Origin of the sequence: Flavobacterium cyclinae (genome assembly GCF_021172145.1) — a bacterium.
Lineage (GTDB): Bacteria > Bacteroidota > Bacteroidia > Flavobacteriales > Flavobacteriaceae > Flavobacterium > Flavobacterium cyclinae.
Window position 1 is genome coordinate 98892 of sequence record NZ_CP089095.1, and the last position, 25601, is coordinate 124492.

At 31.6% G+C, this 25601-nt stretch carries 25 protein-coding genes; 17 read left to right on the top strand and 8 right to left on the bottom strand.

What is annotated here, in order from left to right; genetic code table 11:
• The first annotated feature begins 92 nt into the window (after positions 1–92).
• A complete protein-coding gene (locus tag LOS86_RS00485; protein ID WP_231842713.1) occupies positions 93–1175 on the top strand; it encodes a helix-turn-helix domain-containing protein in 1083 nt (360 codons plus the stop codon).
• Here LOS86_RS00485 and LOS86_RS00490 read toward each other — a convergent pair.
• Positions 1172–2224: a ferredoxin--NADP reductase gene (locus LOS86_RS00490; protein ID WP_231842714.1), complete on the bottom strand. Its 1053-nt coding sequence runs from the start codon at positions 2222–2224 to the stop codon at positions 1172–1174. The two genes, LOS86_RS00485 and LOS86_RS00490, sit on opposite strands and share 4 nt — an antisense overlap.
• A 138-nt stretch (positions 2225–2362) precedes the next feature.
• Between LOS86_RS00490 and LOS86_RS00495 the strand changes: the two genes are divergently transcribed.
• From LOS86_RS00495 to LOS86_RS00515, 5 genes are read left to right on the top strand one after another with little or no spacing between them, the layout of a single operon-like run.
• Positions 2363–2698, top strand: coding sequence for a PadR family transcriptional regulator (locus tag LOS86_RS00495; protein WP_231842715.1), 336 nt, complete (start codon positions 2363–2365; stop codon positions 2696–2698).
• 1 nt (position 2699) lies between these two features.
• Positions 2700–3374 (top strand): hypothetical protein, encoded by a 675-nt coding sequence (locus LOS86_RS00500; protein ID WP_231842716.1) that lies wholly within the window; start codon positions 2700–2702, stop codon positions 3372–3374.
• A 1-nt stretch (position 3375) separates the two neighbouring features.
• Positions 3376–3996 carry a hypothetical protein gene (locus tag LOS86_RS00505; protein ID WP_231842717.1) on the top strand — a complete coding sequence of 207 codons (621 nt, stop codon included), beginning with the start codon at positions 3376–3378 and terminating at the stop codon, positions 3994–3996.
• Positions 3993–4697 (top strand): DUF5392 family protein, encoded by a 705-nt coding sequence (locus tag LOS86_RS00510; RefSeq protein ID WP_231842718.1) that lies wholly within the window; start codon positions 3993–3995, stop codon positions 4695–4697. Before LOS86_RS00505 ends, LOS86_RS00510 begins: the two co-directional genes overlap by 4 nt.
• On the top strand, positions 4684–5868 hold the full coding sequence (locus LOS86_RS00515; protein ID WP_231842719.1) for a hypothetical protein: 1185 nt from the start codon (positions 4684–4686) through the stop codon (positions 5866–5868). The genes LOS86_RS00510 and LOS86_RS00515 overlap by 14 nt, the downstream gene beginning before the upstream one ends.
• A gap of 35 nt (positions 5869–5903) precedes the next feature.
• Here the strand turns inward: LOS86_RS00515 and LOS86_RS00520 are convergent, their stop codons facing one another.
• Both LOS86_RS00520 and LOS86_RS00525 read right to left on the bottom strand, forming a co-directional pair.
• Complete coding sequence (locus LOS86_RS00520) at positions 5904–6416, bottom strand: acyl-CoA thioesterase (RefSeq protein ID WP_231842720.1); 513 nt, start codon at positions 6414–6416, stop codon at positions 5904–5906.
• Between the two features lie 98 nt (positions 6417–6514).
• On the bottom strand, positions 6515–7456 hold the full coding sequence (locus LOS86_RS00525) for an HU domain-containing protein (RefSeq protein ID WP_231842721.1): 942 nt from the start codon (positions 7454–7456) through the stop codon (positions 6515–6517).
• Positions 7457–7752: 296 nt separating this feature from the next.
• Here LOS86_RS00525 and dprA point away from each other — a divergent pair, with 296 nt between their 5' ends.
• Genes dprA through LOS86_RS00545 form a run of 4 tightly spaced genes read left to right on the top strand, consistent with a single transcriptional unit; the run spans position 7753 to position 12756 of the window.
• Positions 7753–8856, top strand: coding sequence for a DNA-processing protein DprA (dprA, locus tag LOS86_RS00530; RefSeq protein WP_231842722.1), 1104 nt, complete (start codon positions 7753–7755; stop codon positions 8854–8856).
• A 35-nt stretch (positions 8857–8891) separates the two neighbouring features.
• Positions 8892–11465 (top strand): phosphoenolpyruvate carboxylase, encoded by a 2574-nt coding sequence (locus LOS86_RS00535; protein ID WP_231842723.1) that lies wholly within the window; start codon positions 8892–8894, stop codon positions 11463–11465.
• 30 nt (positions 11466–11495) lie between these two features.
• The gene (locus LOS86_RS00540) at positions 11496–12116 is read left to right on the top strand and encodes a hypothetical protein (RefSeq protein ID WP_231842724.1); all 621 of its coding nucleotides are present in this window, start codon (positions 11496–11498) and stop codon (positions 12114–12116) included.
• A 4-nt stretch (positions 12117–12120) separates the two neighbouring features.
• Positions 12121–12756 carry a hypothetical protein gene (locus LOS86_RS00545; RefSeq protein WP_231842725.1) on the top strand — a complete coding sequence of 212 codons (636 nt, stop codon included), beginning with the start codon at positions 12121–12123 and terminating at the stop codon, positions 12754–12756.
• Between the two features lie 59 nt (positions 12757–12815).
• Here LOS86_RS00545 and trpS read toward each other — a convergent pair whose 3' ends face one another.
• On the bottom strand, positions 12816–13784 hold the full coding sequence (gene trpS, locus LOS86_RS00550) for a tryptophan--tRNA ligase (RefSeq protein ID WP_231842726.1): 969 nt from the start codon (positions 13782–13784) through the stop codon (positions 12816–12818).
• Positions 13785–13890: 106 nt separating this feature from the next.
• Here trpS and LOS86_RS00555 point away from each other — a divergent pair, with 106 nt between their 5' ends.
• Positions 13891–14631, top strand: coding sequence for a lysophospholipid acyltransferase family protein (locus tag LOS86_RS00555; RefSeq protein WP_231842727.1), 741 nt, complete (start codon positions 13891–13893; stop codon positions 14629–14631).
• Positions 14632–14720: 89 nt separating this feature from the next.
• Here LOS86_RS00555 and LOS86_RS00560 read toward each other — a convergent pair whose 3' ends face one another.
• From LOS86_RS00560 to recA, 4 genes are all read right to left on the bottom strand, one after another.
• Positions 14721–16397, bottom strand: coding sequence for a hypothetical protein (locus LOS86_RS00560; protein ID WP_231842728.1), 1677 nt, complete (start codon positions 16395–16397; stop codon positions 14721–14723).
• Complete coding sequence (locus tag LOS86_RS00565; protein ID WP_231842729.1) at positions 16394–16936, bottom strand: RNA polymerase sigma factor; 543 nt, start codon at positions 16934–16936, stop codon at positions 16394–16396. Before LOS86_RS00565 ends, LOS86_RS00560 begins: the two co-directional genes overlap by 4 nt.
• 11 nt (positions 16937–16947) lie before the next feature.
• Positions 16948–17349 carry a hypothetical protein gene (locus LOS86_RS00570; protein ID WP_231842730.1) on the bottom strand — a complete coding sequence of 134 codons (402 nt, stop codon included), beginning with the start codon at positions 17347–17349 and terminating at the stop codon, positions 16948–16950.
• Between the two features lie 94 nt (positions 17350–17443).
• Positions 17444–18448 (bottom strand): recombinase RecA, encoded by a 1005-nt coding sequence (gene recA, locus LOS86_RS00575; RefSeq protein ID WP_231843952.1) that lies wholly within the window; start codon positions 18446–18448, stop codon positions 17444–17446.
• 196 nt (positions 18449–18644) lie between these two features.
• On the opposite strand from recA, the gene trhO reads away from it, so the two are divergent.
• From trhO to LOS86_RS00605, 6 genes are all read left to right on the top strand, one after another.
• Positions 18645–20003 (top strand): oxygen-dependent tRNA uridine(34) hydroxylase TrhO, encoded by a 1359-nt coding sequence (gene trhO, locus LOS86_RS00580; protein WP_231842731.1) that lies wholly within the window; start codon positions 18645–18647, stop codon positions 20001–20003.
• Positions 20003–21244 (top strand): peptidase U32 family protein, encoded by a 1242-nt coding sequence (locus LOS86_RS00585; RefSeq protein WP_231842732.1) that lies wholly within the window; start codon positions 20003–20005, stop codon positions 21242–21244. Before trhO ends, LOS86_RS00585 begins: the two co-directional genes overlap by 1 nt.
• A complete protein-coding gene (locus tag LOS86_RS00590; protein ID WP_231842733.1) occupies positions 21244–21474 on the top strand; it encodes a ferredoxin in 231 nt (76 codons plus the stop codon). Before LOS86_RS00585 ends, LOS86_RS00590 begins: the two co-directional genes overlap by 1 nt.
• 178 nt (positions 21475–21652) lie before the next feature.
• On the top strand, positions 21653–22816 hold the full coding sequence (locus LOS86_RS00595) for a PSP1 domain-containing protein (protein WP_231842734.1): 1164 nt from the start codon (positions 21653–21655) through the stop codon (positions 22814–22816).
• Positions 22797–23294, top strand: a complete 498-nt coding sequence (locus LOS86_RS00600; protein WP_231842735.1) for a gliding motility lipoprotein GldH — start codon at positions 22797–22799, stop codon at positions 23292–23294. The genes LOS86_RS00595 and LOS86_RS00600 overlap by 20 nt, the downstream gene beginning before the upstream one ends.
• Before the next feature lies 1 nt (position 23295).
• On the top strand, positions 23296–25590 hold the full coding sequence (locus LOS86_RS00605; protein ID WP_231842736.1) for a transglycosylase domain-containing protein: 2295 nt from the start codon (positions 23296–23298) through the stop codon (positions 25588–25590).
• Positions 25591–25601 lie beyond the last annotated feature (11 nt).

A 25601-nucleotide genomic window follows, 5' to 3' on the forward strand; every position in this document is an offset into this window, starting at 1 on the left:
TACTTCTGTTGAACATGATAATAAAATACTATATGTTTGTATTCCCTGTATTTAAACAAATTCCTTATATTTAAACAAAAAAATATAGATTAATGACTTTATTAATTCCAATATTAACGGCTTTTGTTTTGGGCTTGCTTTTATTATTAAAGGGAAATAAATTGGCCAATAAAGCTGTTCGTTTTTTAGGATTGTATTTGTTGCTTTGGGCATTTGCTATATTGTTTTTTTTATTATCGACCGAAAAAATTTCATGGCTTTCAGAACAAGTATCGAATATTATAATGTTGCTTTTCTTTGTTTTTTTATTAGCAATACCTCCTACCTTTTATTTATATAGTGCTTTTTTAATTGGAATTAAAAAAAATAAATTACTATCACACTACTATATTGTATTTTTACTATTATTTATCAATATATTTTCATTGTTATATATGGATTCAAATAAGAATCCTTTTATGAGAGAATTAAGTGAAAAATTAGTTACATATTCTAATTATCTGGCTTTACTTTTTGTTTTTCCATTATTAAGTATTTATTATTTGTTTTTATCTATATCTGTTTTTAGAATTTACAAAAGGGACAAACAAATGGATGCAACTTTACCAGGGATTCATCCACAAAAATTACTACATTTTATTTTTGGGTACATTATTTTTATGATTTTGTTACTGATAAGTTTAACAGGTATTGTTCCTAGATTTTTTAAATTATCATTTGAATTATATTCTGCTATTTATTTTATATATGTTGGTTATATTAGTTGGAAACAAGATCAACTTGATTTTGTAGCACAGCAAGAACAATTAGAAGCTAAAGAATCTGAAAAATATGCTCCCTTTTTTGAAGGTTTAGAAGAAAAATTAATAGCGATAATGAATACTGAAAAGCCATTTTTAGATGCTAAACTTACATTAAATCAATTGGCTAAGAAAATAGGAAGTAATGAAAAATATTTGTCACTTTTCTTAAATTCTAAGTACGAAATGAATTTTGCCACTTACATCAACTCTTTTCGAATTGAAGAAGCAAAACAACTTTTAGTACAAAAAGAAACCGCCAATTTCACAATTGAAACAATAGCAAATATGGCGGGATTTCATTCTAAATCTTCTTTTAATACTGCCTTTAAGAAAGCAACAGGAAAAACTCCATCAGAGTTTAAAAACAATTAAACATCATCAAAATCAATTTTAATAGTAGCGGTTGTTGGATGTGCTTGACAAGCCAATGTTAATCCTTCTGCTAATTCTGCATCGGATAAAATTTGGTTCTTTTTCAAGACCGCTTCACCTTCTGTAATTCTACAAATACAACTGCTGCAAATTCCACCTTGACAAGAATATGGAACATCTAAACCTTGTTTCAACGCCGCTTCTAATAAAGTTTGCTTTTGACTCATTTCGAAAGTCGTTTCTTCATCATCAACTAAAATCGAAATTTTAGTGTGACCATCAGCGCTAGCAACGGTTTCTCCTTCGCTTGATGAAGTAGAAAACAATTCGAATTTAATATCAGAACTTGAAACGTTATTTTCTTTCAATGTATCCGAAACCAAATTAATCATCTCTTCTGGGCCACATAAATAGAATTTTGAAAACTCCATTTCAGCATGTTTGTTTTTCAAGATGAAATTTACGGTTGATTTATCAATTCTACCAAACAAAGCATTATCAGCAGTAGATTGACTGTAAACATATTGCACAAACAAACGACCCACATATTGCAATTGTAAATCGTGTATTTGATTGTGGAAAATGGTGTCTTTTTCTGTTTTGTTTCCGTAAACTAATACAAAAGTACTATTTGGCTCTTCTTCTAAAACCGATTTTAAAATCGAATAAACAGGCGTAATTCCGCTTCCCGCTACAAATGCAGCATAATTTTTCTGACGTTCTGCTTTAGGTTCGAAAGTGAATTTTCCTTCTGGAGTTCCTACTTCAATAACGTTTCCAACCGCCAATTTATCATTAGCAAATTTAGAAAAGAAGCCGTTTTTTATTGCTTTAACGGCTATTCGTAATTCGCCACTTTTTGGAGCAGAACAAATAGAATAGGCTCTTCTAATTTCTTGTCCGTCTAATGTTATTTTTAAGTTTACATATTGACCAGCTACGAATTGATAATGTGATTTTAATTCTTCTGGTACATTAAATAGAATCGAAACCGCATCGGCCGTTTCTTTAATGATTTCTTTAATGCTTAATTTATAAAATGATGACATGTGATTTTATTTTTTACAAAAATACTATTTATCAAGAAAATAGAAGATAGATTATAGAAAATAGAGGTCAAAAAAATATACTTAAGAATGTTATGCATAAGAAAATTATGCATACATTTGTTTTGAAAATATAATTTTATGAAAAACTCTCAATTATACAAAGGCAGTTTAAACACCATTATAATGAAGCTTTTAGAAGAGCAAGGCAGAATGTATGGCTATGAAATTACACAGAAAGTAAAAGAAATTACCAAAGGCGAATTGAATATTACCGAAGGCGCCTTGTATCCTGCTTTGCATAAATTAGAAGCCGATGGTTTATTAGATGTTGAGGTGGAAAAAGTAGATAATCGCTTAAGAAAGTACTACAAACTTACCGAAAAAGGCACCACAGAAACCGTAAACCGTTTAGCCGAATTAGAAGAATTCATCAAAAACATGCAAACGATTGTAAATCCTAAATTGAGTTATTAAGATGAAGTTGACAGCAAAACAAATCTCCTACATTGAAAACTACATCAAAAGTTTCGACATCAAGTATTATGAAGTCTATATGGAAATACTTGACCACATGATTTTAAGTGTAGAAGCTATTTTGGAAGAAAATAATGAAATTTCTTTTGAAGATGCGGTTTTGAAAGCAAAAGTTGAAGGCTTTGGCAAAAAAGGTTTTAAAGGGATGATGAATGAAAAACAAAAACAAGCTCAAATTCAAGCCAGAAAGCTAAACAACAAAATGATTAAGGAATATTTTACATTTCCTAAAATTGTGATGACTTTGTCTGTTTTTGTTGGTTATTTATTGTTTTTGGAGTGTTTTGAAGACCCAAGGAAAGTTCATGCAATTATTTCTACAGCTCTTATGTTTTTTGGGTTTTCCCAGTATTTATACTTCAAAAAATTTCAAAAAATCAAAAATTTTTACATTTTAAAAACTCACATGTTGAATTTTGCTTCAATGCTGTTATTTCCTATTTATCAATTATCTAATACAATTTTAATTTTCGGGAAAGAGTCAATAGACTTTGATCATATTTTAACACGATTATTTATGACAATTGTTTTCACTTTTTTATGGATTTCGCTATTCGTTTACATTGAAATTAGAAAGAGAACAATAGAGGAATTAAAAACTCAAATTTTTGTTTAAGATGAAGTTGACAGCAGAAAATATAAAATTCATAGACAATTACCTTAAAAACAGCGAAGTCATTTATTACGACATTCGCATGGAAATGCTTGACCATGTTGCAACCGCTGTGGAACAAAAAATGGAAGCTGAAAATATAGATTTTTACGATGCTTTCAAAAGTTATATGGTGGTGAATAAAAGAGAAATTTTAAAAGGGAATAAAGAGGAAGGGTTGTATTTTAAAGAACCATTAAAGAAGTTTGGCTTATTTGTAATTCAACCATTTCAATTGTTTTTGGCAGTTTGTACCTATCTAATGGTGTATTTTTTTACTCAATATTTCGGGATTAATGATTTCACAAATTATTTTTATGTAATTGTAATATTTACTTATTTGATCTTGGGAATACTTCATTATTTGATAACTTGGAAGAAGAAGTTTTATTATATAGATAAGAACTTCTCCATCATTTTTTTATTATATCAAATAGCAAATCCATTACATATAACAGCAAATGAAAGATTTATATCGTCTGTTATTTTCAATTCCATACTCTTGTTTGTCTTCTTTGCTTTTCTCCGATTTTATTATTTAGAAATGAAGTCTTTTAAACAGAAAAACCAATTTTTATTCCAATGAAACTCACACCAGAACAAATAGACCGTCTTTACAAATTCACCCGCCAACATTACGTAGAATGGTACGATTTGCAAACCGAGTTAGTAGATCATTTAGCCAATTCAATTGAAGTGCAATGGCAAGAAAACCCAAAAGTTTCTTTTGAAGATGCGTTGCAAATGGAGTTTAAAAAGTTTGGCATTTTTGGGTTCATGGATGTAGTAGAAAAACGGCAAGAAGCTTTAAATAAAAGATATAACAAAATTGTTTGGCAGCATTTTAAAGCCTTTTTTACGATTCCTAAGATTGTTATAACCCTTTTTTCATTTTTCTTGATGTTTTTCGTTTTTAGAAATTATGCTAATTCTGAAAATCTAATCTTAATTTTGTTTTTTGGAATATTAACTTTGTTTTGGATAAGCCTATTTTTACAATCTAGAAAAAACAAAAAGCAATACCAAAAAACAGGAAAAAAATGGTTGCTTAAAGAAATTATTTTCGGTCATAGTTCTTTTGCAGGATTAAGTTATCTACCAGTTCAAATTTTAATTAACACTGATTTTACTGATAATATTGGAATACTAAAAGCTACATTATTTAGTTTACTTTTTGTTTCCATGGCATTATGCGAATATATTATTTTGGTAATCATCCCATCCAAAGCAGAAGACTATTTAAAAGAAACGTATCCCGAATATGCTTTAGAAAATGAAAGTATATAAAATTGATAAAGTTTGGAGAATCATTACATGTGTATTAACTCCAGTAGCAATGATTCCGTTTGGGGTTTTATTACTATTCCCAATTATTCCAGATTTTAATTTTGATATTAATAAAGATGTTTATTATTGGTTTCTTCTGCCTTTATCAGTCACTATGTTATTTGTGATAATCGTTGCTTTTGTAAACACTATTATTGGAAAATTTGTTATTGATAAAAATAAAATTTACACAACAGGATTGTTTAATAACAAACAAATTTATTTTAATGATATAAAAGGTTATCGAATTACCGAACATTTCACTTTCATAGAATCAATAAGTAATAAAACAAGAATAAAACTTAGTAATTATTATGAAAACAGAAATGAGCTTCATGATTGGCTTATTTGGAATTATAAAAATCTCAATGAGCTTGAAATAATACAAGAGAAACAGGAGATTTTAAGTAAACAAGATCTTGGATGGACCATTGAGGAAAGAGAATCTAAATTTTTGAAATATAAAAGATTAGCTAAAATTTTGAATTGGTCGGGAGGTATTATAGCCATTGGAACTACTCTACTTTTAAAGACATCAGATTACATAATTTTGCTGTGTATTGTTTATCCAATTTTTTGCTTGTTAGCAATTTTATTCTCAAAAGGATTGTTAACATTAGATGAAAGGAATGAAGCAGTTTATCCAAGCGTTTTTTGGGCATTTTTTGCCCCAACTTCAGTTATTTTTTTGAGAGCTTTAATGTATTTCAAAATTTATAATTACGACAATGTTTGGCTTTTAACCGCTGTAATTGCTTTTAGCTTTTTTTTCACATTAATAATTAATAACCGAGGGTTTGTATTTAATAAATTTGAAAGAACATCAACCATTTTAATATTTTCTGTTTTTATTGTTTTTGGCTACAGTTTTGGTACTGTGATAAATTTAAATTATGCTTTAGATGATTCTCAACCTAAGAAATTTAAAACAATTGTGTTGGATAAAAGAATTACGAAAGGAAAATCTACAAATTATTATCTTACAGTATCACCATGGAATAATCAAAAAGAGCCAAAAGAAGAAAACACGAACGAATCGGATTATGAAATAATAAAAAAAGGAGATACAATCACTATAAATTTTTATGAAGGAAAGTTGAATATTCCTTGGTATGAAATAAAATTAGAATAATAAAAAAGCCTACTTTATGAGTAGGCTTTCGTTTGTTACTCCATAAACAACGCTTTTAATTCCGTTGCTTCGCTTGGTTTCATTTTTCCAGCTAAGACTAAGCTTAGTTGTTTTCTTCTTAATGCTGCGGCATAGCGTTCTTTTTCTAAATCTGTTTCTGGAACAATTGGTGGAACTGGAATTGGTCTTCCGGTTTCATCAACGGCAACAAAAGTATAAATCGCTTCGTTTGCTTTATTTTTAATTCCCGATTCACGGTCTTCAATCCAAACATCAATAAAAATTTCCATTGACGAGTTGAAAGTTCTGGAAACCTTAGATTCTACAGTCACCACACTTCCTAACGGAATAGCTCTGTTAAACGCCACGTGATTCACAGATGCCGTTACACAAATTCTACGGGAATGTCTTCTAGCGGTAATACTCGCTGCTCGGTCCATTCGCGCTAGCAATTCACCACCAAATAAGTTGTTCAATGGATTCGTTTCACCTGGTAAAACTAAGTCGGTTAAAGTCGTTATCGACTCTGAAGGAAATTTTGGTTGCATTGTTTTTTTTGCAAAGATAATGAGGAATTTTAAAATTAAATTCATAAAAAAATCCCAAAAAAGGGATTTTAATAATTATTACGCAAAGTGTTAAATAGTTATTCAATTAACAACCAAGCCTCAGCATTATGTGTTTTTTGAATTGTTTTTCTTTCAGATTGAGCTTCATCTAAAGTTTTAAAACTTGAATAAACTACAGGATATAAGTTGTGTTTATTTAATGGAAGCATTTTTGCATTCTCAAAACCATCCGCTTTTAATTCGGCAACAGCTTTGTTGGCATTTTCTTCACTTCTATAAGCACCAGCCACTAAATGATAGGGCATTTTTTCTTCAACAGTTGGAGCTACATTTAATTCAACAGCTTCAACCGGAGCGCTAATTACAAAAGTTGCTTCTTGAATTTGTTGTTGTACTTTCTCTTGTACGTTTTTCTGAACCGCTAAAGTTTTGGTTTCAATTTGTTGATCATAATATGTTTTATATCCAAAACCACCAACGCCCAACATTACCACAAAAATAGCAGCATATTTCAAATACGAGTAATCTCTTTTTCTTTCAGGAGTAAAAATAATAGGTGCTTTTTCTTCTAAAGTTGCTACCTCTTGTTTTAAAACTTCTCTTGTAATTTCTGGAGAAACAAATGGAGATAAACCAAAAGATTCTGTTAAATAATTTACGGTATTCGCTGGTTCAAAAACCCAATTCATTTCGTTATTAACCGAAATTTCGCCAATGTTTTTCAACACTACACGATTACGGTTTTGCAACAAATACGTCCATTCGTTCACCACATCACCAATCTTGATTACCGCTAATTCGTAGGACATTTTTTCTTGTAATGCCACATGATTCGCTAATAAACCATCATTGTTTTTTACATTCGCATTAAACGAAACCACTTTTTTAGGTGGAAAAAACGAACTTGCGCTTCCAGTAACATGAGCGGATACAGTTTCAGTTAAAAACGCACCAAAACCAGGAACAGTAACGCACTGATAACGATATAATAAGTCGGATATGTGTTTTTCTATCTGCATAACAACAAAGTTAGATAATCAATAGCAATATCAAAATTTTATCAACAAAAATTATTAACAATTGCGATTTTTACTGTAAATAATTGGAAGCGAATGGCTTGGGATTTCTTGGTTTCCATGTTCCTGCTTTACGTTGCAATCTTTTATTTGTTGCCTTCGAGAACCTCAGGCAACAAATAAAAAAGGATTTCCACTGCAATCAGGGCTAATTAGCTTTCCATTTTCTTTTTTGGATTATTCCTAAAAAGAACTATTTTTGTTTTTCAATTATACACCAAATAAATTTTATACACGCCATGACACAATCAGAATTATACCACACGCTTGCGTTGATGCAAGTGGAAGGAGTAGGAGATGTAATCGCCAAAAAACTCATCCAAAATTGCGGAAACGCAACAGAAGTCTTCGCTTCAAAAAAATCCCAACTTCAAAAAATTGACGGCATTGGTTCGGTTGTAATTAAAAATTTACAAGATAAATCCGTTTTCAAAAAAGCGGAAGCTGAACTCCAATTCATCGCACAAGAAAATATTTCCACTACTTATTTTCAAGAAGAAAACTATCCCGAACGATTAAAAAATTGCTACGACAGCCCTGTACTTTTGTTCCAAGCGGGAAATATCGATTCACAAAACCAAAGAATCATTAGTATCGTCGGCACACGCCAAATCACGACATATGGTATGGAATTTACTAAGAAATTGATTGAAGAAATTTCACCATTAAATCCAATAATTGTTAGCGGTTTTGCTTATGGAGTTGATATTTATGCGCATCAAATGGCAATGGAATTCGGATTGCAAACGATAGGTGTTTTAGCACATGGATTAAATCAAATTTATCCCAAAGTTCACAAAAAATACATGGCTAAAATAGAACAAAACGGCGGTTTTTTGACGGAATTTTGGAGCACCAGCAATCCCGATAAAGAAAATTTCATCAAGCGAAATCGTATTGTGGCTGGGATAAGCGAAGCTACTATCGTAATTGAAAGTGCTGAAAGAGGTGGTTCATTAGTCACCGCTAATTTGGCTAACGATTACAACCGAGATGTTTTCGCAGTTCCAGGAAGAACAACTGATAAATACAGTCAAGGGTGTAATAATTTGATAAAAACACAACGGGCAAATTTACTTTCTTCGGCGGCAGATTTGGTTTATATTTTGAATTGGGAATTGAAACGTGAATCTCAAAAAGCAGTGCAAAAACAATTGTTCGTAACCTTAACCGATGAGGAGCAAATCATCTATGATTACCTTCAAAAAAACGGAAAAGAAATGATGGATATCATCGCTTTAGAATGCGATTTTCCAATTTATCGAATTTCATCAATTTTGTTAAATATGGAACTTAAAGGCGTAATCCGACCTTTGCCGGGTAAAATGTTTGAGGTGGTTTAATTTAAATCTCGTAAATTAGTACAAATTTAAATTCCATGTACACACTTCCAAAAATTGAAAGATTTGAGCAAAATGTTGCTTCAAAATACAACATATATAATAGTGTTTTTATTACTTTACCCTTTGATGAAATAAACAACACAGGGGTATTATTGCCTTTATTTGCTGAGGTTTGCGAAAATGGATTTAAAAATCACAATAGCCCAACTGAAATTTTTGACACTTTTGTTTCTAAATATTTAGACCATCCAACTCAGCATGAAAAGGAAACGTTGATGTTTCGTTTTATTCAATATATTGAAAGACAAGTTGTGCTTTTTGACGCAATTGAAGATGCTGCATTTCCGGTTGTGAATAATTTGGAAGGAAGAGGTTCGCTTCGTGATATGAAAGAAAATGCCGAACAAAAAAACAAACATGAAGAACTTAAAGAGTTTTTAAATAGTTTCAAAATTCGAACGGTTTTAACAGCGCATCCTACCCAATTTTATCCGGGTTCTGTTTTGGGAATTATTACCGATTTAACAGAAGCTATTCGGTTAAACGATTTGAATACAATTAAACAATTATTGGCGCAATTAGGAAAAACTCCTTTTATTAAAAAAGAAAAACCAACCCCTTTTGACGAGGCAGTAAGTTTAATTTGGTACTTGGAAAATGTATTTTATGAAACCGCTGGTGCGATGATGCAATATATCCAAAAGAATATTTTAAATGGCGAATTTCCTAAAAACGACATTTTAAATCTTGGTTTTTGGCCTGGTGGAGATAGAGATGGGAATCCATTTGTTACCACTGAAATCACCTTAAAAGTTGCTGACCGTTTACGAACTTCTATCTTAAAAAGTTACTATACTGATATTAGAAAATTAAAACGAAAACTTACTTTCTTAGGAGTTGATACCATCATCGCGGAAATTGAAAACAAGTTGTATCGTTCGGTTTTTTATTCTCAAGGTGAATTATTTATTTCATTAGAAGAATTGAACCAAAAGTTATTAGAAGTAAAGCAATTGGTAACCGAGAAACATCAATCGTTATATATTGATGAAATCGATTTGTTATTGAACAAATTAAATTTATTTGGATTCCATTTTGCAACATTAGATATTCGTCAAAACAGTAAAATTCATAAAAAAGTTTTTGATGCTATAATTACTAACAAAAAATCAAATTTCCCTGAAAATTATAAGAGTTTAACTGAAAACGAAAAAATACAATTTTTATCAGGAGTTTCATCTAATTTAGAAGTAAATGACTTTGATGACGAAATAGTAAAATCAACAATTGGCTCAATTCGAGCAATGAAAACCATACAGGAAAACAATGGAGAAAGAGCTTGTAATCGATACATCATTAGTAATAACGAAAGTGCTTTACATGTTTTCGAAACTCTGAGTATGTTCCATTTATGTGGCTGGCAAAATCCTACAGTTGATATTGTGCCACTTTTTGAATCGGTAGACGATTTAGAAAAGGCCGATCAAGTAATGGAAAAATTATATATCAATCCCACTTATGCCAAACACTTACAACTACGCGGAAATGAACAAACCATAATGCTTGGTTTTTCTGACGGAACAAAAGATGGCGGCTATTTAATGGCCAATTGGGGTATATACAAAGCAAAAGAAGCACTAACGGCAATTTCAAGAAAATACGATATTAAAGTGGTGTTTTTTGATGGTCGTGGTGGACCTCCAGCGCGTGGTGGTGGTAAAACCAATAAGTTTTATGCGTCTTTAGGTCCAACAATTGAAAACCAACAAATTCAACTTACGGTTCAAGGGCAAACCATAAGTTCTAATTTTGGAACCTTAGATTCTTGTCGTTATAATTTAGAGAATTTATTAAGTGCAGGAGCAAGTAATCAGGTATTTACTAAAACCGAAAACGAGTTAACGGCTGAAGAAAAAGCGGTTTTACAAAACTTATCAGAAATCAGCTATCAGAAATATGTTGATTTTAAAAATCACGAAATGTTTGTGCCTTATTTGGAACGAATGAGTACATTAAATTATTATGCTAAAACCAATATAGGAAGTCGCCCTTCAAAAAGAAATGCTTCTGACAAATTGAATTTTGCCGATTTAAGAGCGATTCCTTTTGTGGGTTCGTGGAGTCAATTGAAGCAAAATGTTCCTGGTTTTTATGGCGTAGGAACAGCTTTAAAAACGTATGAAGAAAACAACGAATGGCAAAAAGTTTCCGATTTATATAACAATTCGTTATTCTTTAAAACCCTTATCGAAAACAGTATGATGGCATTGAGCAAATCGTTTTTCCCGTTAACTGCTTATATGAAAAATGACAAAGAGTTTGGCGAATTTTGGCAATTGATTTACACCGAATTTTTAGAAACCAAACGTTTGTTATTGAAACTTTCGGGATATAAAGAGTTAATGGAAAACTATCCTGACGGGAAAGCTTCCGTTGAACTTCGTGAGAAAATCGTGTTACCACTTTTAACTATTCAGCAATATGCATTATTAAAAATTAAAGAATTAAAAGAGAGTGAAAACCCAGATGAAAAGCAAATTGAGGTGTACGAAAAAATAGTAACGCGTTCGTTGTTTGGAAATATTAATGCGAGTAGAAATTCGGCTTAGTTTTTGTTGTTGATTTATAAATTCAGGTTTATGCAAAAACTAATCTTACTTACATTTTTTTCTTTCTTTATACTTTCTTGCACTGAGAAAGAAAAAACCTATGAAGAATTAGAAGCGGAAGTTTTGTGTGATGTGTTGCCGGAGGTTATATATCCATTTATTAAAATTAATTTGCCGCCCCCACCTCCTCCAAGTTCGGATTCATTAGAAATTAATTTAAATATTGATTCTATTACTAAGGATATAAAGAGACAAACGGATGAAATCAAAAAATTAGCTCTAGACAAACATAAATTACATATTGGTTTAAATTCTCTTATGTTTTCTATCAACAAATCAGAATTTAATACTATCAATATAAATAATATTTTTATTGATAGTTTAATGGAAAGAAAATTTCGACCAAATGAATTATTAGACTCAACACTCAAAGTTAAATTTTTTGAAAATGACACTATTGCTATCTGGGGTGAATTTATAAAGGATCATGAAGTTAAAGCGTTATCAAGCGTTACTCGAGTTTTGTTTGATGATAAAAATACAAAAGCTTTTTTTAAACTTTATCCTTTTGGTTGTTTGCCTTATTCAATTGAAATAGTTTCAGAGAAAGTGAATAATAAATGGGTAGTTAAAGAAATCATTAAAGAATAATTTTATGAGATATATCTTTTTATTAATTTCTTTAATGTTGTTTTCTTGCACTGAGAAAGAAAAAACCTATGAAGAATTAGAAGCGGAAGTTTTGTGCGATGTGTTGCCGGGAATTGCAAAATATGAATTAAATCAAAGTCAAAACAATTTTCTTCCTCCACCTTTAGAAACTGATAGTTTAAAATTTTCTAAAGAAGAAATTCAACAATTGAATAAGAAACGTGATGAAGATTGGATGACTTTTAAGTTAGAACTAAACCAAAGCATTGAAATTGCAATCAAAAATATAGATCAATTCAAAAAATATAAATACGCAGTTATTGACACTTTACTTTCAGTAAATAAACCAATTAGTGAATATTTAAAGTATGAATTTGATTCATTACCAGCGCGAAAATTAAATGTAAAGGAATTTGAAAAATCAAATGTAGATGTTGTTTTAGTATCTTACAAAAACACTTTTGAAGGTGGCGTTAGAAATGATGAACATCTTCCACTTTCTGGGTTGAGTAGAGTTTTAATTCACAAAAACGGAAAAGCTTATTTCCAATGTAATAAAATGTATTATCACTATAACGTATTTTGTAATTTCTCACAAAAGCAGAAAAAATGGAAAATCGAAAAAATCATTAAAGAATAAAAAAACCTCAAAGTTTAGAAATCTAAATTTTGAGGTTTTTAATTTATAGGAATTAGTTCTTAATATCCCAACTTCTTTCTAACTCTTTTCAAAACGCCATTTGCAACAGCACTTGCTTTTGCAGCACCTTCTAACAACAAACGATCTACTTCTTCTAGGTTATTGATGTAGTAATTGTATTTTTCTCTTTCAGTTTTGAATTTCTCAACGATTAATTCGAATAATTCCTGTTTCGCGTGACCGTAGCCGTAATTTCCACCTAAATAGTTGGCTTTCATTACTTCCGTTTGTTCTGGTGTTGCTAACAATTTGTATAAAGCAAAACAATTACAAGTATCTGGGTTTTTTGGATCTTCTAAAGGTGTACTATCGGTTTGAATTCCCATAATTTGTTTGCGAAGCGCTTTGTCATCCACAAAAATATTAATGAAATTGTTTCTCGATTTACTCATTTTTTGTCCGTCTGTTCCCGGAACATACATGGTTTCTTCACTTGTTTTTCCTTCAGGTAAAACAAAGGTTTCTCCCATTTGATGATTAAATCTTGAAGCAACGTCTCTTGTAATTTCTATATGTTGTAATTGGTCTTTTCCAACTGGAACTATATTGGCGTCGTACAATAAAATATCCGCAGCCATTAGCATTGGATAGGTGAACAATCCAGCATTTACATCTTCTAGTCTATCTGCTTTATCTTTGAACGAATGCGCTAATGTTAAACGTTGGAACGGAAAAAAACAGCTTAAATACCAAGACAATTCTGCTGTTTGAGGCACATCTGATTGACGATAGAAAATTACTTTATCAGTATTTAATCCACAAGCTAGCCAAGTTGCCGCCGTACTGTAGGTGTTTTGTCTTAATTCTGCACCATTTTTGATTTGCGTAATCGAATGCAAATCGGCAATAAAAAGAAATGATTGATTATCAGGATTTTCAGCCATTTTAATTGCTGGTAAAATTGCTCCCAATAAATTACCTAAGTGAGGCGTTCCTGTACTTTGAACTCCGGTTAAAATTTTTGCCATTTTCTACTGTTTTTTGCAAAGGTAAAGGATAATGTAAAAAGGCAAAACTAAAAAGTAGAAGTTTTACGAAAATCATTACTTTTGGGAATATTATTTGCTGAAGAAAATGAAATTTTTAAAATATCCGCTTACCCTTTTATATCGTATTTGGTTTTACATCTTGGTTTTAGTTCCCATTATTGTACTATTTCCTTTCATTTTTGCTACGATTTTAAGTGAAAAAACCTATCCGCTATTTTTTAAAATTGCTCGTATTTGGGCCAAATTCATTTTAATTGGAATGGGATTCCATTACAAAATTGAAGGTGATGAAGTTTTTGAAGATGGAAAAAGTTATATGTTAGTAGCCAATCATACTTCGATGACGGATATTATGTTGATGTTGATAGCGGTTAAAAATCATCCTTTTGTATTTGTAGGAAAAAAAGAATTGGCGAAGATTCCAATTTTTGGATTTATCTATAAACGTGTTTGTATTTTAGTAGATAGAAGTAATAGCAAAAGCCGATATGCAGTTTTTGAAAGAGCTCAAAAAAGAATTCATCAAGGGTTGAGTATTTGTATTTTTCCAGAAGGAGGCGTTCCAGAAGAACATATTGTGTTAGATGAATTTAAAGATGGCGCTTTTAGAATTGCTATTGAGCATGGTTTAGCCATTGTTCCTATGGTGTTTTTCGATAATAAAAAACGTTTTTCCTATACATTCTTTAGTGGAAGTCCAGGAAAAATGAGAGCTAAAATTTTTCCAATTATTGAAACAAAAGGGAAAACATTAGAAGACAAAAATGAATTAAAACAACAAGTAAGAGAAATAATAGTACAACCGTTACTTGAGGATTTAAAATAAAAAAGTCCAAACGCATTTGGACTTTTTCAGTTTCATTTAAGCAAATAATGAAACTACTTAACTAAAAATTTAAGCTTAACCAACAAAGCTTAAAAACTAAAACTAATTCCAGAGTATAAACCAATGAAATAAGGTTTGAAATTTCCAGAATTCTGATTAAAGGTATTGATCTGGTATTTAAACATAGGTTGGAAATTGGCATTAAAGCTTTTCCAGAACGAGTATTTAAAACCCAAACCGACGTTACTACTAAAATGTATATTGTTTAAATTATTAGCACTACCAACTTCCATTTCTAAGCCATTTGTAACTAAAGAAATGTTGTTTTGATTTAAAAATAAAGTACTCATACCTCCGATGATTTCTACTCCAAATTTTTTGTCAATTAATTTATAACTCAGTTCTAGAGGAACTTCAATATATGAGATGTTTTGTTTTAATGAACCAATGTTATTGTCAATGATAACGTTTTCAACATCACCTGATATTTCATTTATAGTACCATTTTTTGAACTAAAAACCATATTAGATGCATTTGCATTTCTTGATATTGTTGGAATATTGTTATCAACTTCTCTCATTCTAGATTCAAAAAGAACATCGTTAGTGTTGTAACTAAGATTAATACTGTTAACTCCTGTTTTTAAACTTAATTTATCATTAATAGCATAACTACCTGCTATTCCATAACTTAATGTTGTAGTATAATTTTTGCTATTTGAATTGAATTGATCATCAATTGAAGATCCTTCTGCTAAGGAATTGAAATAAACAGGCGACGCGTTTGTGCTAATCGCCCATTTACTTCTTTTTTCTTCTTTTTCATCTTCATTTTTCCCATCCTCTTTTTCTTTTAGCAATTCCTCAAGCGGATTTGGTTCAACTGCAACCTCAGCCACTAAAGTACTATCTTGAGTAATGATTTCATTTTCAACAACTCCATTTGAAAGAATTGTTTTATTAGCAATAGAATCATTATGGTTATTGTTTACAATGGTAGAATTAGATAATTCTTTTTCAAAGAAAGCATCAATGTTTTCTTTATTTACAGAAGTTTTTCCCTTCTTATCATCATTAACAATTAAATTGTTTTCCAATAAGATTTCATTTTCTGTAACAGAAGAATTTTTCTTATTCGTTTTATATTTTGATTTTCTTTTTGAATTATTTTTTTGAGCGATATCAACTACTCCATCATTAGAATTCTTAAATACGTTAAGTTGGTTATTGTAATTTTTGTTAGATTTTCTTTTAGAAACAACTTTTGGGTCAGTATATTTTTGAATCGTGTTATTGTTCACAACAGCATTTGTTTTACTAGATTTTTTTTGGATTTTTGAATCAATAGAATTCTTGTAAAAGGTTGATGCGTTTTCTAGTTGGTTTTCGTTTTTAGTTGAATTTTCTAAGTTAGCATCCGATTTCTGTTGGTTCAATTTTGCATCATAAACTACAGCATTATCAATTGAAGAATTTGCATCTTTTTTATTAATAATGTTTCCATCCTTATCTACAATAGTGTTTTCAGGATTTGTTAAATGTTCGTTTGGATTATTAGTAAAGCTATAATTCCAAATTAATGTTCCAATTAAGAACAAAGAAGCAGCTATTCCTGAATAACGGAACCATATAGGAATGACACGTTTCTTTTTCTTTTTTTCTTGTAAACGACTAGCAATCAAATCCCAAGATTCCTGAGGCGGTATTGCTTCAAAATCTTTGAATTTCTCCTGAAATAATCGTTCTATATTTTTATTTTCTTTCATTTACTTTTTTTTACATCAAAACAAGTATTTGACTCAATTTTATTCTTCAAAATAGCTTTGGCTCTAGCTAAATTTGATTTTGATGTTCCAATATTAATTTCTAGCATTTCAGAAATTTCTTTATGAGAATATCCATCTAAAACATAAAGATTAAATACCAATCGATACCTGTCGGGTAACTCTTGTATTATTTTGGTTAGAAATTCTAAACTTATATTCTCATCATCAATTTCAATTTCTTCTTCAGCCGGAATTTTCTCTGAAACAATTTCAAATATATTTTGCTTGCGATATTGTTGTAAAACATAATTGATTACAATTCGCTTTGCCCAACCTTCAAATGAACCAGAACTTTTATATTGTTTTATTTTATCAAATATGATTAAAAAACTTTCTTGTAAATTATCTTGAGCTTCTTCATAATTGCGCGAATACTTTAAACACACAGCAAATAATTTTGGCGCTAATAAGCGATAAACTTGCTCTTGTGCTTTAGTATTGTTATTACCACACTCATGTATAAGTTGCTCTATTATCAATTTGTTTACTATTAATTTACTGGAATATCATAAATTAAAAAAGTATCCTCTCCATTGTCATCAGTACCTGTCCAAAATTTAAACACATAATTCCCTGTATTGGTTACATGAAAATTAAAAGTTTCTTCAACTAATATATTTTCAAGAGGAAGACAATTTCCCCTTTCTTCAATTATATTTTGTACTGCACATCGTCTAACGTTCAAATCTTTTTCATAATAAATGCCATAAGGTGAATGACAACTTGATGGCCTGTAATATTGCATTGAGATTTGATAAGTACGACCAAGTTCAAATTCCGTAGGTATTTCTACATTATGTACAGGTAAAATTTCAACACGATAGTTAAATTCATCTGATTGACATGAATTAAATAAAAAAAGAATACTTACTAATAATATTAATTTTTTCATTTGTAATGATTTATTATATTTTGTAGATGTAATTTTAGGTAAAAGGTTGCGTTAAGTTACAAAAAAAAAATCCCGAAAAAATCGGGATAATTTGTTAACCATTGTTTTCTTTAATGGTTTCTTTTATTTTTTGTTCTAATTCATCCATTAATTCCGGATTGTCTTTAATTAAAACTTTAACAGCATCTCTACCTTGACCTAGTTTTGTTTCACCATAACTAAACCAAGAACCACTTTTCTTAATGATTTCAAAATCAACAGCTAAATCTAAAATTTCTCCTACTTTAGAAATTCCTTCTCCGTACATGACATCAAATTCAGCAGTTCTAAAAGGTGGTGCTACTTTATTCTTAACGATTTTAACTTTGGTTCTGTTACCAATTACGTTTTCACCATCTTTAATTTGAGTTGATTTACGAATATCAATACGAACCGAAGCATAGAACTTTAATGCATTTCCTCCTGTAGTAGTTTCAGGATTTCCAAACATTACTCCAATTTTATCACGTAATTGGTTAATGAAAAACACTGTACAATTGGTTTTGTGAATCGTTCCTGTTAACTTTCTCAACGCTTGCGACATTAAACGAGCATGTAATCCCATTTTAGAGTCTCCCATGTCACCTTCAATTTCGCTTTTTGGTGTTAAAGCGGCAACCGAGTCAACTACTACAATATCAACAGCTCCAGAACGAATTAAACTTTCGGCAATTTCTAATGCTTGCTCACCATTATCGGGTTGCGAAATAATTAAATTGTCAATATCAACCCCTAATTTCTCAGCATAAAAACGGTCAAATGCGTGCTCAGCATCAATAAATGCTGCAATTCCACCCGCTTTTTGAGCTTCTGCAATGGCGTGTAATGTTAACGTGGTTTTACCTGACGATTCTGGTCCGTAGATTTCTATGATTCTTCCTCTTGGGTATCCATTTACTCCAAGAGCTAAATCAACCCCTAATGAACCTGACGGAATAGCTTCTACTTCTTCAACAGCGCTATCACCTAATTTCATTACGGTTCCTTTTCCGTACGTCTTGTCAAGTTTGTCTAATGTTAGTTGTAAGGCTTTTAATTTTGCGTCTTTATCTGAGCTCATAATAAAATATTTTTCGTAAAAATACATCTTTTTTTATTCGATACAAAAATTGTTAATATGTTTTGATGGGCTATTAAAGATTTGATTTTTAATCTATTTTATTACCTTTGTGCCCGAATTCTTCCATTTAGAATTCTATTTCGTACAGACGTGATTTATAACGTCTCTAATTTTCTAATCTTAAAACGTTTATAGCATGCAACTGTATAACACTTTAAGCGCAGAAGAAAGAAAAGAGCTAATTGATTTAGCCGGTAAGCAACGATTAACGTTGTCTTTCTATGCGTATGCCAAAATTGAAGATCCCAAAAAATTTCGTAATGATTTATTTGTAGCTTGGAATGCACTCGATGCACTAGGCCGAATTTACGTTGCTCACGAAGGAATTAACGCTCAAATGAGTGTGCCAGCAGAAAATTTTGAAGCTTTTCGCGAAACGTTAGAAGTCTATGATTTCATGCGTGGCATCCGATTGAATGTAGCTGTTGAACAAGATGATCATTCTTTCTTAAAATTAACCATTAAAGTGCGTCATAAAATTGTAGCTGATGGCTTAAATGACGAAACTTTTGATGTTACCAATAAAGGGGTTCACTTAAACGCCAAATCTTTCAATGAAATTTTAGAAGACCCAAATACTATCGTAGTGGACTTCAGAAATCATTACGAAAGTGAAGTAGGACATTTTAAAGGAGCAATTACACCAGATGTGGAAACTTTTAGAGAGTCTTTACCCATCATCAACGAACAATTAAAAGATTTTAAAGAAGATAAAAACTTGGTGATGTATTGCACAGGTGGAATTCGTTGCGAGAAAGCATCTGCCTATTTCAAACATCAAGGTTTTAAAAATGTATTTCAGCTGGAAGGTGGAATCATCAATTACGCCAAACAAATCAAAGAAGAAGGTTTGGAAAGCAAATTCATTGGAAAGAATTTCGTATTTGATAATCGTTTAGGAGAACGAATCACTGAAGATATTATTTCGCAATGTCACCAATGTGGGAAACCTTGTGACAATCATACCAATTGCGCTAATGATGGTTGTCATTTATTGTTCATTCAATGTGACGAATGTAAAGCAGCTATGGAAAATTGCTGTTCAACTGAATGTTTGGAAATCACACATTTACCATTAGCTGAACAAGTAAAATTGAGAAGTGGTAAACAAGTTGGAAATAAAGTGTTCCGTAAAGGAAAATCAGAAGCTTTGAAGTTTAAAAAATCGGGAGAGTTACCTGATGCACCAATTGCAACTGTAAATCCGGTTAAAGACATTCGCCAAAAAATCAAAGAGAAAAAAGTGATTTTAGGGAAAGCACAACACTACTATGTAAAAGCTCAAGTAGGTCTATTTGAAATTGAAAACAACGAATTGAATTTAGGAGATAAGATTTTAATTTCAGGACCAACCACTGGAAATGAGGAATTGGTTGTAGAAAAAATGTTCGTTAATGGAACCGAAGCCAATCAAGCAAAACCCGGCGACAAAGTAACATTTGCCTTGCCATTTAGAGTGCGATTATCAGATAAACTATTTAAAATCTTAAACTAATGACAACTACAGGAAGAATTGAATTAATGGCGCCTGCCGGTAATTTCGAATCGCTTCAGGCGGCATTAGATAATGGTTGTGATTCTGTTTATTTTGGTGTCGAACAATTAAATATGCGCGCTCGAGCAACAGTAAATTTCGTTTTAGATGATTTACCAGAAATTGCGCGTCGTTGTAACGAAAAAAATGTTAGGACGTATCTAACTTTAAATACGATTATTTACGATCATGATTTATCGATTGTAAAAACACTTTTAACCAAAGCCAAAGAAGCAGGAATTACAGCCGTAATTGCCTCAGACCAAGCCGTTATTATGACGGCTCGCACTATGGGGATGGAAGTACACATTTCCACTCAATTGAATGTAACGAACATCGAAACTGTAAAATTCTATGCGATGTTTGCCGATACAATTGTATTATCTCGCGAGTTGAGTTTACGTCAAGTAAAGAAAATCACAGATGATATCGAAAAAGAACAAATCAAAGGGCCAAGCGGCAATTTAGTTGAGATTGAAATCTTTGGTCACGGCGCTTTGTGTATGGCCGTTTCTGGAAAATGTTATTTGAGTTTGCATTCGCATAATTCATCGGCAAATCGTGGTGCTTGCAAACAAAATTGTCGTAAAAAATACACGGTAATCGACCAAGAAAGTGGTTTTGAAATCGAAATCGATAACGAATACATGATGTCGCCAAAAGATTTATGTACGTTAGATTTTCTGGATCAAGTTATCGATTCTGGAATAAAAGTATTGAAAATTGAAGGTCGAGGAAGAGCCGCTGATTATGTGGCAACCGTTATCAAAACCTATCGCGAAGCAATTGATTCCTATTACGAAGGAACCTTCACTAAAGAAAAAATTCAAACTTGGATGGAAGCTTTGGCAACGGTTTACAATCGTGGCTTTTGGAGCGGTTATTATTTGGGACAAAAATTAGGCGAATGGTCTGATAATCCAGGTTCTAATGCGACTCAGAAAAAAGTGTACGTTGGAAAAGGTATGCATTATTTCCCAAAATCAAGCATCGCCGAATTCAAAATTGAAGCTTACGATATTAAAAAAGGCGATAAAATTTTAATTACAGGTCCATCAACAGGAGCGCAAGAATTAATTTTAGAAGATTTCTTTGTGAATGACGTAACTTCTGAAAAAGCAACCAAAGGCGATAGTTGCACTTTGAAAGTGCCGTTCCGCATTCGTTTGTCAGACAAAATGTATAAAATTGTAGAAAACTAATGGTTGTTGTTACGCTTCAAAGAGACAAATGTATTGGTTGTAATTATTGTGTAGAAATGGCACCTGCTCAATTCCAAATGTCTAAAAAAGACGGAAAATCAGTATTAATTAAATCGGTTGATTCAAAAGGATTTCACTCCTTAAAATCACCTGATCATACCATTGTTGAAAATTGTGAATTAGCAGCAAAAGCTTGTCCAGTCCATATTATTACTGTAAAGGAAACATAATTTTGTGTTTTACAATACTATATGAAAACCTATTTCGTTTAACTATGAGATGGGTTTTTTCTTTTTGGGGAACTTCAAGATTGATTTTTGAAAGTTTCCATAAAAATTCAATATCTTTACGCTCAAAAACATTTTAGAAACGTAGTCCAAAAACGGACAATCAATATATATTTCAATTATGGCATGTACAAACTGTTCCACGGGTGCTAAAGACGGCACACCAAAAGGATGTAATAATAACGGGACTTGCGGCACCGATAGCTGCAACAAACTTTCGGTTTTCGATTGGTTGTCAAATATGACGTTGCCGGGTGGTCAAGAACCATTTGATGCAGCTGAAATTCGTTTTAAAAACGGAAGAAAAGAATTTTTCAGAAATACTGAAAAGCTAACATTATCTATAGGAGATATTGTGGCTACTGAAGCTTCACCAGGGCACGATATCGGAATTGTGACTTTGACTGGCGAATTGGTAAAAATTCAAATGAAAAAGAAAGGCGAAAATCCGGATAAGGAATTGGCAAAAATCTACAGAAAAGCATCACAACGCGACATTGATATTTGGACAGAAGCTCGAAACAAAGAAGAATCGGTACGTATGCGTGCTAGAGAAATTGCAATTGATTTGAAATTGGAAATGAAAATTTCGGATGTAGAATTTCAAGGTGATGGTTCTAAAGCAACGTTTTATTACACTGCAAATGATCGAGTAGATTTCCGTCAATTGATTAAAGAATTTGCTCAAGAATTCAAGATTAGAATTGAAATGAAGCAAGTAGGATTTCGCCAAGAAGCCGCTCGTTTAGGAGGAATTGGTTCTTGTGGAAGAGAATTATGTTGTTCTACTTGGTTAACCGATTTTAGAAGTGTAAATACTTCGGCAGCGCGTTACCAACAATTATCATTAAATCCACAAAAACTAGCAGGTCAATGTGGAAAATTAAAATGCTGTTTAAATTATGAGTTAGATACTTATTTGGATGCTTTAAAAGGATTTCCCGATATGGATACAAAATTGTATACAGAAAAAGGAGATGCTTATTGCCAAAAAGTAGATATTTTTAAAGAAATTATGTGGTTTGCGTATGCTAATGCTCCCGCTCAATGGTTAGTATTACCTGTAGCAAAAGTTAAAGAAATAGTAGCTCTTAATAAAAAGAAAGAAAAAGTAGCAGCTTTAGAAGATTATGTAGTGGAGAGTACGCGCGAAGTTGAGAAAAAATTTGAAAACGTTGTGGGTCAAGATAGTTTAACACGTTTTGATCAACCTAAAAAGAAATCGAACAATAGAAATAAAAAAAGGAAACCAACAAATTTTAAAAATGCACCTAAAAAAGATTAATTTTATCATTACACTTTTTGTCATCATGTTTTTTGTTTCTTGTGACAAAAAGCAATTTTTTAGCGAATATAAAGAACTTGATGGTACATGGAAAAAAGCGGATACATTACGATTTACTTTTGATCAAAATGATACAGTAAATCCATATCATTTGTTTCTAAATGTTAGAAATAATAATGATTATCCTTTTAGCAATATGTACTTGATTGTAACTATGAAAGAACCGGGGAAAAACCCAACAATTAAAGTAGATACATTAGAATATCTTATGGCAAATCCAGATGGAACTTTGTTAGGTGAAGGTTTTTCAGACATTAAAGAAAGTAAATTGTGGTATTTAGAAAATTTCAAGTTCAAGAAAGCTGGAAAGTATAATGTGGAAGTAGTTCAGGCTGTAAGGGAACTAGGAAAAGTAGAGGGTGTAGCAGAATTAAAAGGGATTACAGAATTAGGATTAAGAATCGAAAAAATAAATTAGTATGGCTACTAAAAAAGCAAATACAGACGATTTTTCTGAGTATAAAAGAAAGTTTTGGCAACTATTTGCCTATGGTTTTTTAGGGATAATTTTATTATTCTTATTTGCTTCATGGGGATTTTTTGGAAAAATGCCTTCATTTGATGATTTAGAAAATCCAGACTCTAATGTGGCAACTGAAATCATCTCTTCTGACGGAGTTGTTATTGGAAAATTTTTCAAAGAAAATAGAACTCCAGTAAAATATGAAGAGTTACCACAACATTTAGTAAAAGCTCTTGTAGCAACTGAAGACGAACGTTTTTACGATCATTCGGGTATTGATGCAAAAGGTACATTACGTGCAGTAGTAAGACTTGGTAGAGATGGAGGAGCAAGTACATTAACCCAACAATTAGCAAAAAATCTATTTCATGGAAGTGATGGGTCAAAATTTATTCTTTTTAGGGTAATTCAAAAAGTAAAGGAATGGATTATTGCAATTCGCTTGGAACGTCAGTATACGAAACAAGAAATTATTGCACTTTATTTAAATCAAGTAGATTTTGTAAATGGTGCAGTTGGAATTCGTTCGGCAGCTAAAATCTACATGAATAAAGAACCAAAAGATTTAACAATTGAGGAATCGGCTTTGTTTGTAGGAATGTTAAAAAATCCTTCGTTATATAATCCTAATCGTAAAAAACGCGCAGAATTGGTTCTAAATCGTAGAAATACAGTTTTAGGGCAAATGGTAAAAAATGGCGTTATTTCTGAAACAAAAAAAGCAGAATTAAGCAAACTACCTATTAAATTAGATTTTAGACCTGAAAGTCACGCACAAGGAAGCGCAACTTACTTTAGAGAATATCTAAGAGATTACATGAAAAAATGGGTAAAAGACCATTTAAAATCTGACGGTACAGAATACGATTTGTATAGAGATGGTTTAAAAATTTATACTACTATCGATTCTAAGATGCAACAATATGCAGAGGAAGCGGTATACGAACATCTTAAAAATCTTCAAAAAGAATTTTTTAAAGGAAAGAAAGATCAAGAAAATGCTCCTTTTGTTGATATTACTCCAGAACAAACCCAAAACATTATGAACCAAGCAATGAAAAACTCAGAGCGTTGGCGTAAAATGGATTTGAATGGAAAAACAAAAGAAGAAATAATTAAGTCTTTTGATGTGCCTGCAAAAATGAAAATTTTTACATACGATGGTGAAAAAGATACCATTATGACACCAAAGGATTCCATTATTTACTATAAACATTTTCTACAAACTGGAATGATGGCAATGGAACCTCGTACAGGTCATATTAAGGCATGGGTTGGAGGTGTAAATTATAAATACTTCCAGTATGATCACGTAGGACAAGGTGCAAGACAAGTAGGTTCTACATTCAAACCTTTTGTTTATGCTACAGTAATTGAACAATTACAAATGTCACCATGTGATTCAATTATCGATAGTTATTTTACCATGCCAAAAGGGAGATGGGGAATTGATGCCGATTGGTCACCAAAAAATTCGGATGGCAATTATAGAGGAACCATTACATTACAAAAAGCATTAGCCAATTCGGTTAATACGGTTTCTGCAAAATTAATAGATCGAGTAGGACCACAAGCAGTAGTAGATATGGCAAAAGAATTAGGAATTACTTCAAAAATTCCAGTACAACCATCTATTGCTTTAGGGGCAGTTGATATAACTGTTGAAGAAATGGTGGGTGCCATGAGTACATTTGCCAATCAAGGGGTGTATGTTAAGCCTTCATTCATTATTAAAATTGAAGACAAAAATGGTGTAGTTTTAGATCAACCAATACCGGTTACTAAAGATGTGGTTAACAAAGATGTAGCTTTTGCAGTAGTTAAGTTAATGGAAGGGGTAACCCAATCAGGAACAGGTTCACGATTAAAATGGGGAGGAGCAGGATTCCGAAATTATGATTATAGTTTTGGTAATCCAATAGCTGGAAAAACAGGAACTTCTCAAAATAATTCTGATGGATGGTTTATAGGCATGGTTCCAAATTTAGCCACCGGAATTTGGGTAGGAAATGAAGATAGAGCCGCTCATTTTAAATCTACTCATTATGGACAAGGTGCAACAATGGCACTACCAATTTGGGGTATTTTTATGAAAAAATGTTATGCCGATAGTGATTTAGATGTATCAAAAGACCCATTTGAACGACCTGATGATTTAAAAATCAAGGTGGATTGTTGGACGCCTAAAAAAGTAGTAGATTCTACTGCTGTTCCAACAGATGAACCTGATATGAATGAATTTGGAATATAAAACAACAACAA

Excerpts from the sequence above, each read along its gene's own strand:
- LOS86_RS00485 (WP_231842713.1), top strand. The coding sequence starts at position 93 with ATGACTTTATTAATTCCAATATTAACGGCTTTTGTTTTGGGCTTGCTT.
- LOS86_RS00490 (WP_231842714.1), bottom strand. The coding sequence starts at position 2,224 with ATGTCATCATTTTATAAATTAAGCATTAAAGAAATCATTAAAGAAACG.
- LOS86_RS00495 (WP_231842715.1), top strand. The coding sequence starts at position 2,363 with ATGAAAAACTCTCAATTATACAAAGGCAGTTTAAACACCATTATAATG.
- LOS86_RS00500 (WP_231842716.1), top strand. The coding sequence starts at position 2,700 with ATGAAGTTGACAGCAAAACAAATCTCCTACATTGAAAACTACATCAAA.
- LOS86_RS00505 (WP_231842717.1), top strand. The coding sequence starts at position 3,376 with ATGAAGTTGACAGCAGAAAATATAAAATTCATAGACAATTACCTTAAA.
- LOS86_RS00510 (WP_231842718.1), top strand. The coding sequence starts at position 3,993 with ATGAAACTCACACCAGAACAAATAGACCGTCTTTACAAATTCACCCGC.
- LOS86_RS00515 (WP_231842719.1), top strand. The coding sequence starts at position 4,684 with ATGAAAGTATATAAAATTGATAAAGTTTGGAGAATCATTACATGTGTA.
- LOS86_RS00520 (WP_231842720.1), bottom strand. The coding sequence starts at position 6,416 with ATGCAACCAAAATTTCCTTCAGAGTCGATAACGACTTTAACCGACTTA.
- LOS86_RS00525 (WP_231842721.1), bottom strand. The coding sequence starts at position 7,456 with ATGCAGATAGAAAAACACATATCCGACTTATTATATCGTTATCAGTGC.
- dprA (WP_231842722.1), top strand. The coding sequence starts at position 7,753 with ATGACACAATCAGAATTATACCACACGCTTGCGTTGATGCAAGTGGAA.
- LOS86_RS00535 (WP_231842723.1), top strand. The coding sequence starts at position 8,892 with ATGTACACACTTCCAAAAATTGAAAGATTTGAGCAAAATGTTGCTTCA.
- LOS86_RS00540 (WP_231842724.1), top strand. The coding sequence starts at position 11,496 with ATGCAAAAACTAATCTTACTTACATTTTTTTCTTTCTTTATACTTTCT.
- LOS86_RS00545 (WP_231842725.1), top strand. The coding sequence starts at position 12,121 with ATGAGATATATCTTTTTATTAATTTCTTTAATGTTGTTTTCTTGCACT.
- trpS (WP_231842726.1), bottom strand. The coding sequence starts at position 13,784 with ATGGCAAAAATTTTAACCGGAGTTCAAAGTACAGGAACGCCTCACTTA.
- LOS86_RS00555 (WP_231842727.1), top strand. The coding sequence starts at position 13,891 with ATGAAATTTTTAAAATATCCGCTTACCCTTTTATATCGTATTTGGTTT.
- LOS86_RS00560 (WP_231842728.1), bottom strand. The coding sequence starts at position 16,397 with ATGAAAGAAAATAAAAATATAGAACGATTATTTCAGGAGAAATTCAAA.
- LOS86_RS00570 (WP_231842730.1), bottom strand. The coding sequence starts at position 17,349 with ATGAAAAAATTAATATTATTAGTAAGTATTCTTTTTTTATTTAATTCA.
- recA (WP_231843952.1), bottom strand. The coding sequence starts at position 18,448 with ATGAGCTCAGATAAAGACGCAAAATTAAAAGCCTTACAACTAACATTA.
- trhO (WP_231842731.1), top strand. The coding sequence starts at position 18,645 with ATGCAACTGTATAACACTTTAAGCGCAGAAGAAAGAAAAGAGCTAATT.
- LOS86_RS00585 (WP_231842732.1), top strand. The coding sequence starts at position 20,003 with ATGACAACTACAGGAAGAATTGAATTAATGGCGCCTGCCGGTAATTTC.
- LOS86_RS00590 (WP_231842733.1), top strand. The coding sequence starts at position 21,244 with ATGGTTGTTGTTACGCTTCAAAGAGACAAATGTATTGGTTGTAATTAT.
- LOS86_RS00595 (WP_231842734.1), top strand. The coding sequence starts at position 21,653 with ATGGCATGTACAAACTGTTCCACGGGTGCTAAAGACGGCACACCAAAA.
- LOS86_RS00600 (WP_231842735.1), top strand. The coding sequence starts at position 22,797 with ATGCACCTAAAAAAGATTAATTTTATCATTACACTTTTTGTCATCATG.
- LOS86_RS00605 (WP_231842736.1), top strand. The coding sequence starts at position 23,296 with ATGGCTACTAAAAAAGCAAATACAGACGATTTTTCTGAGTATAAAAGA.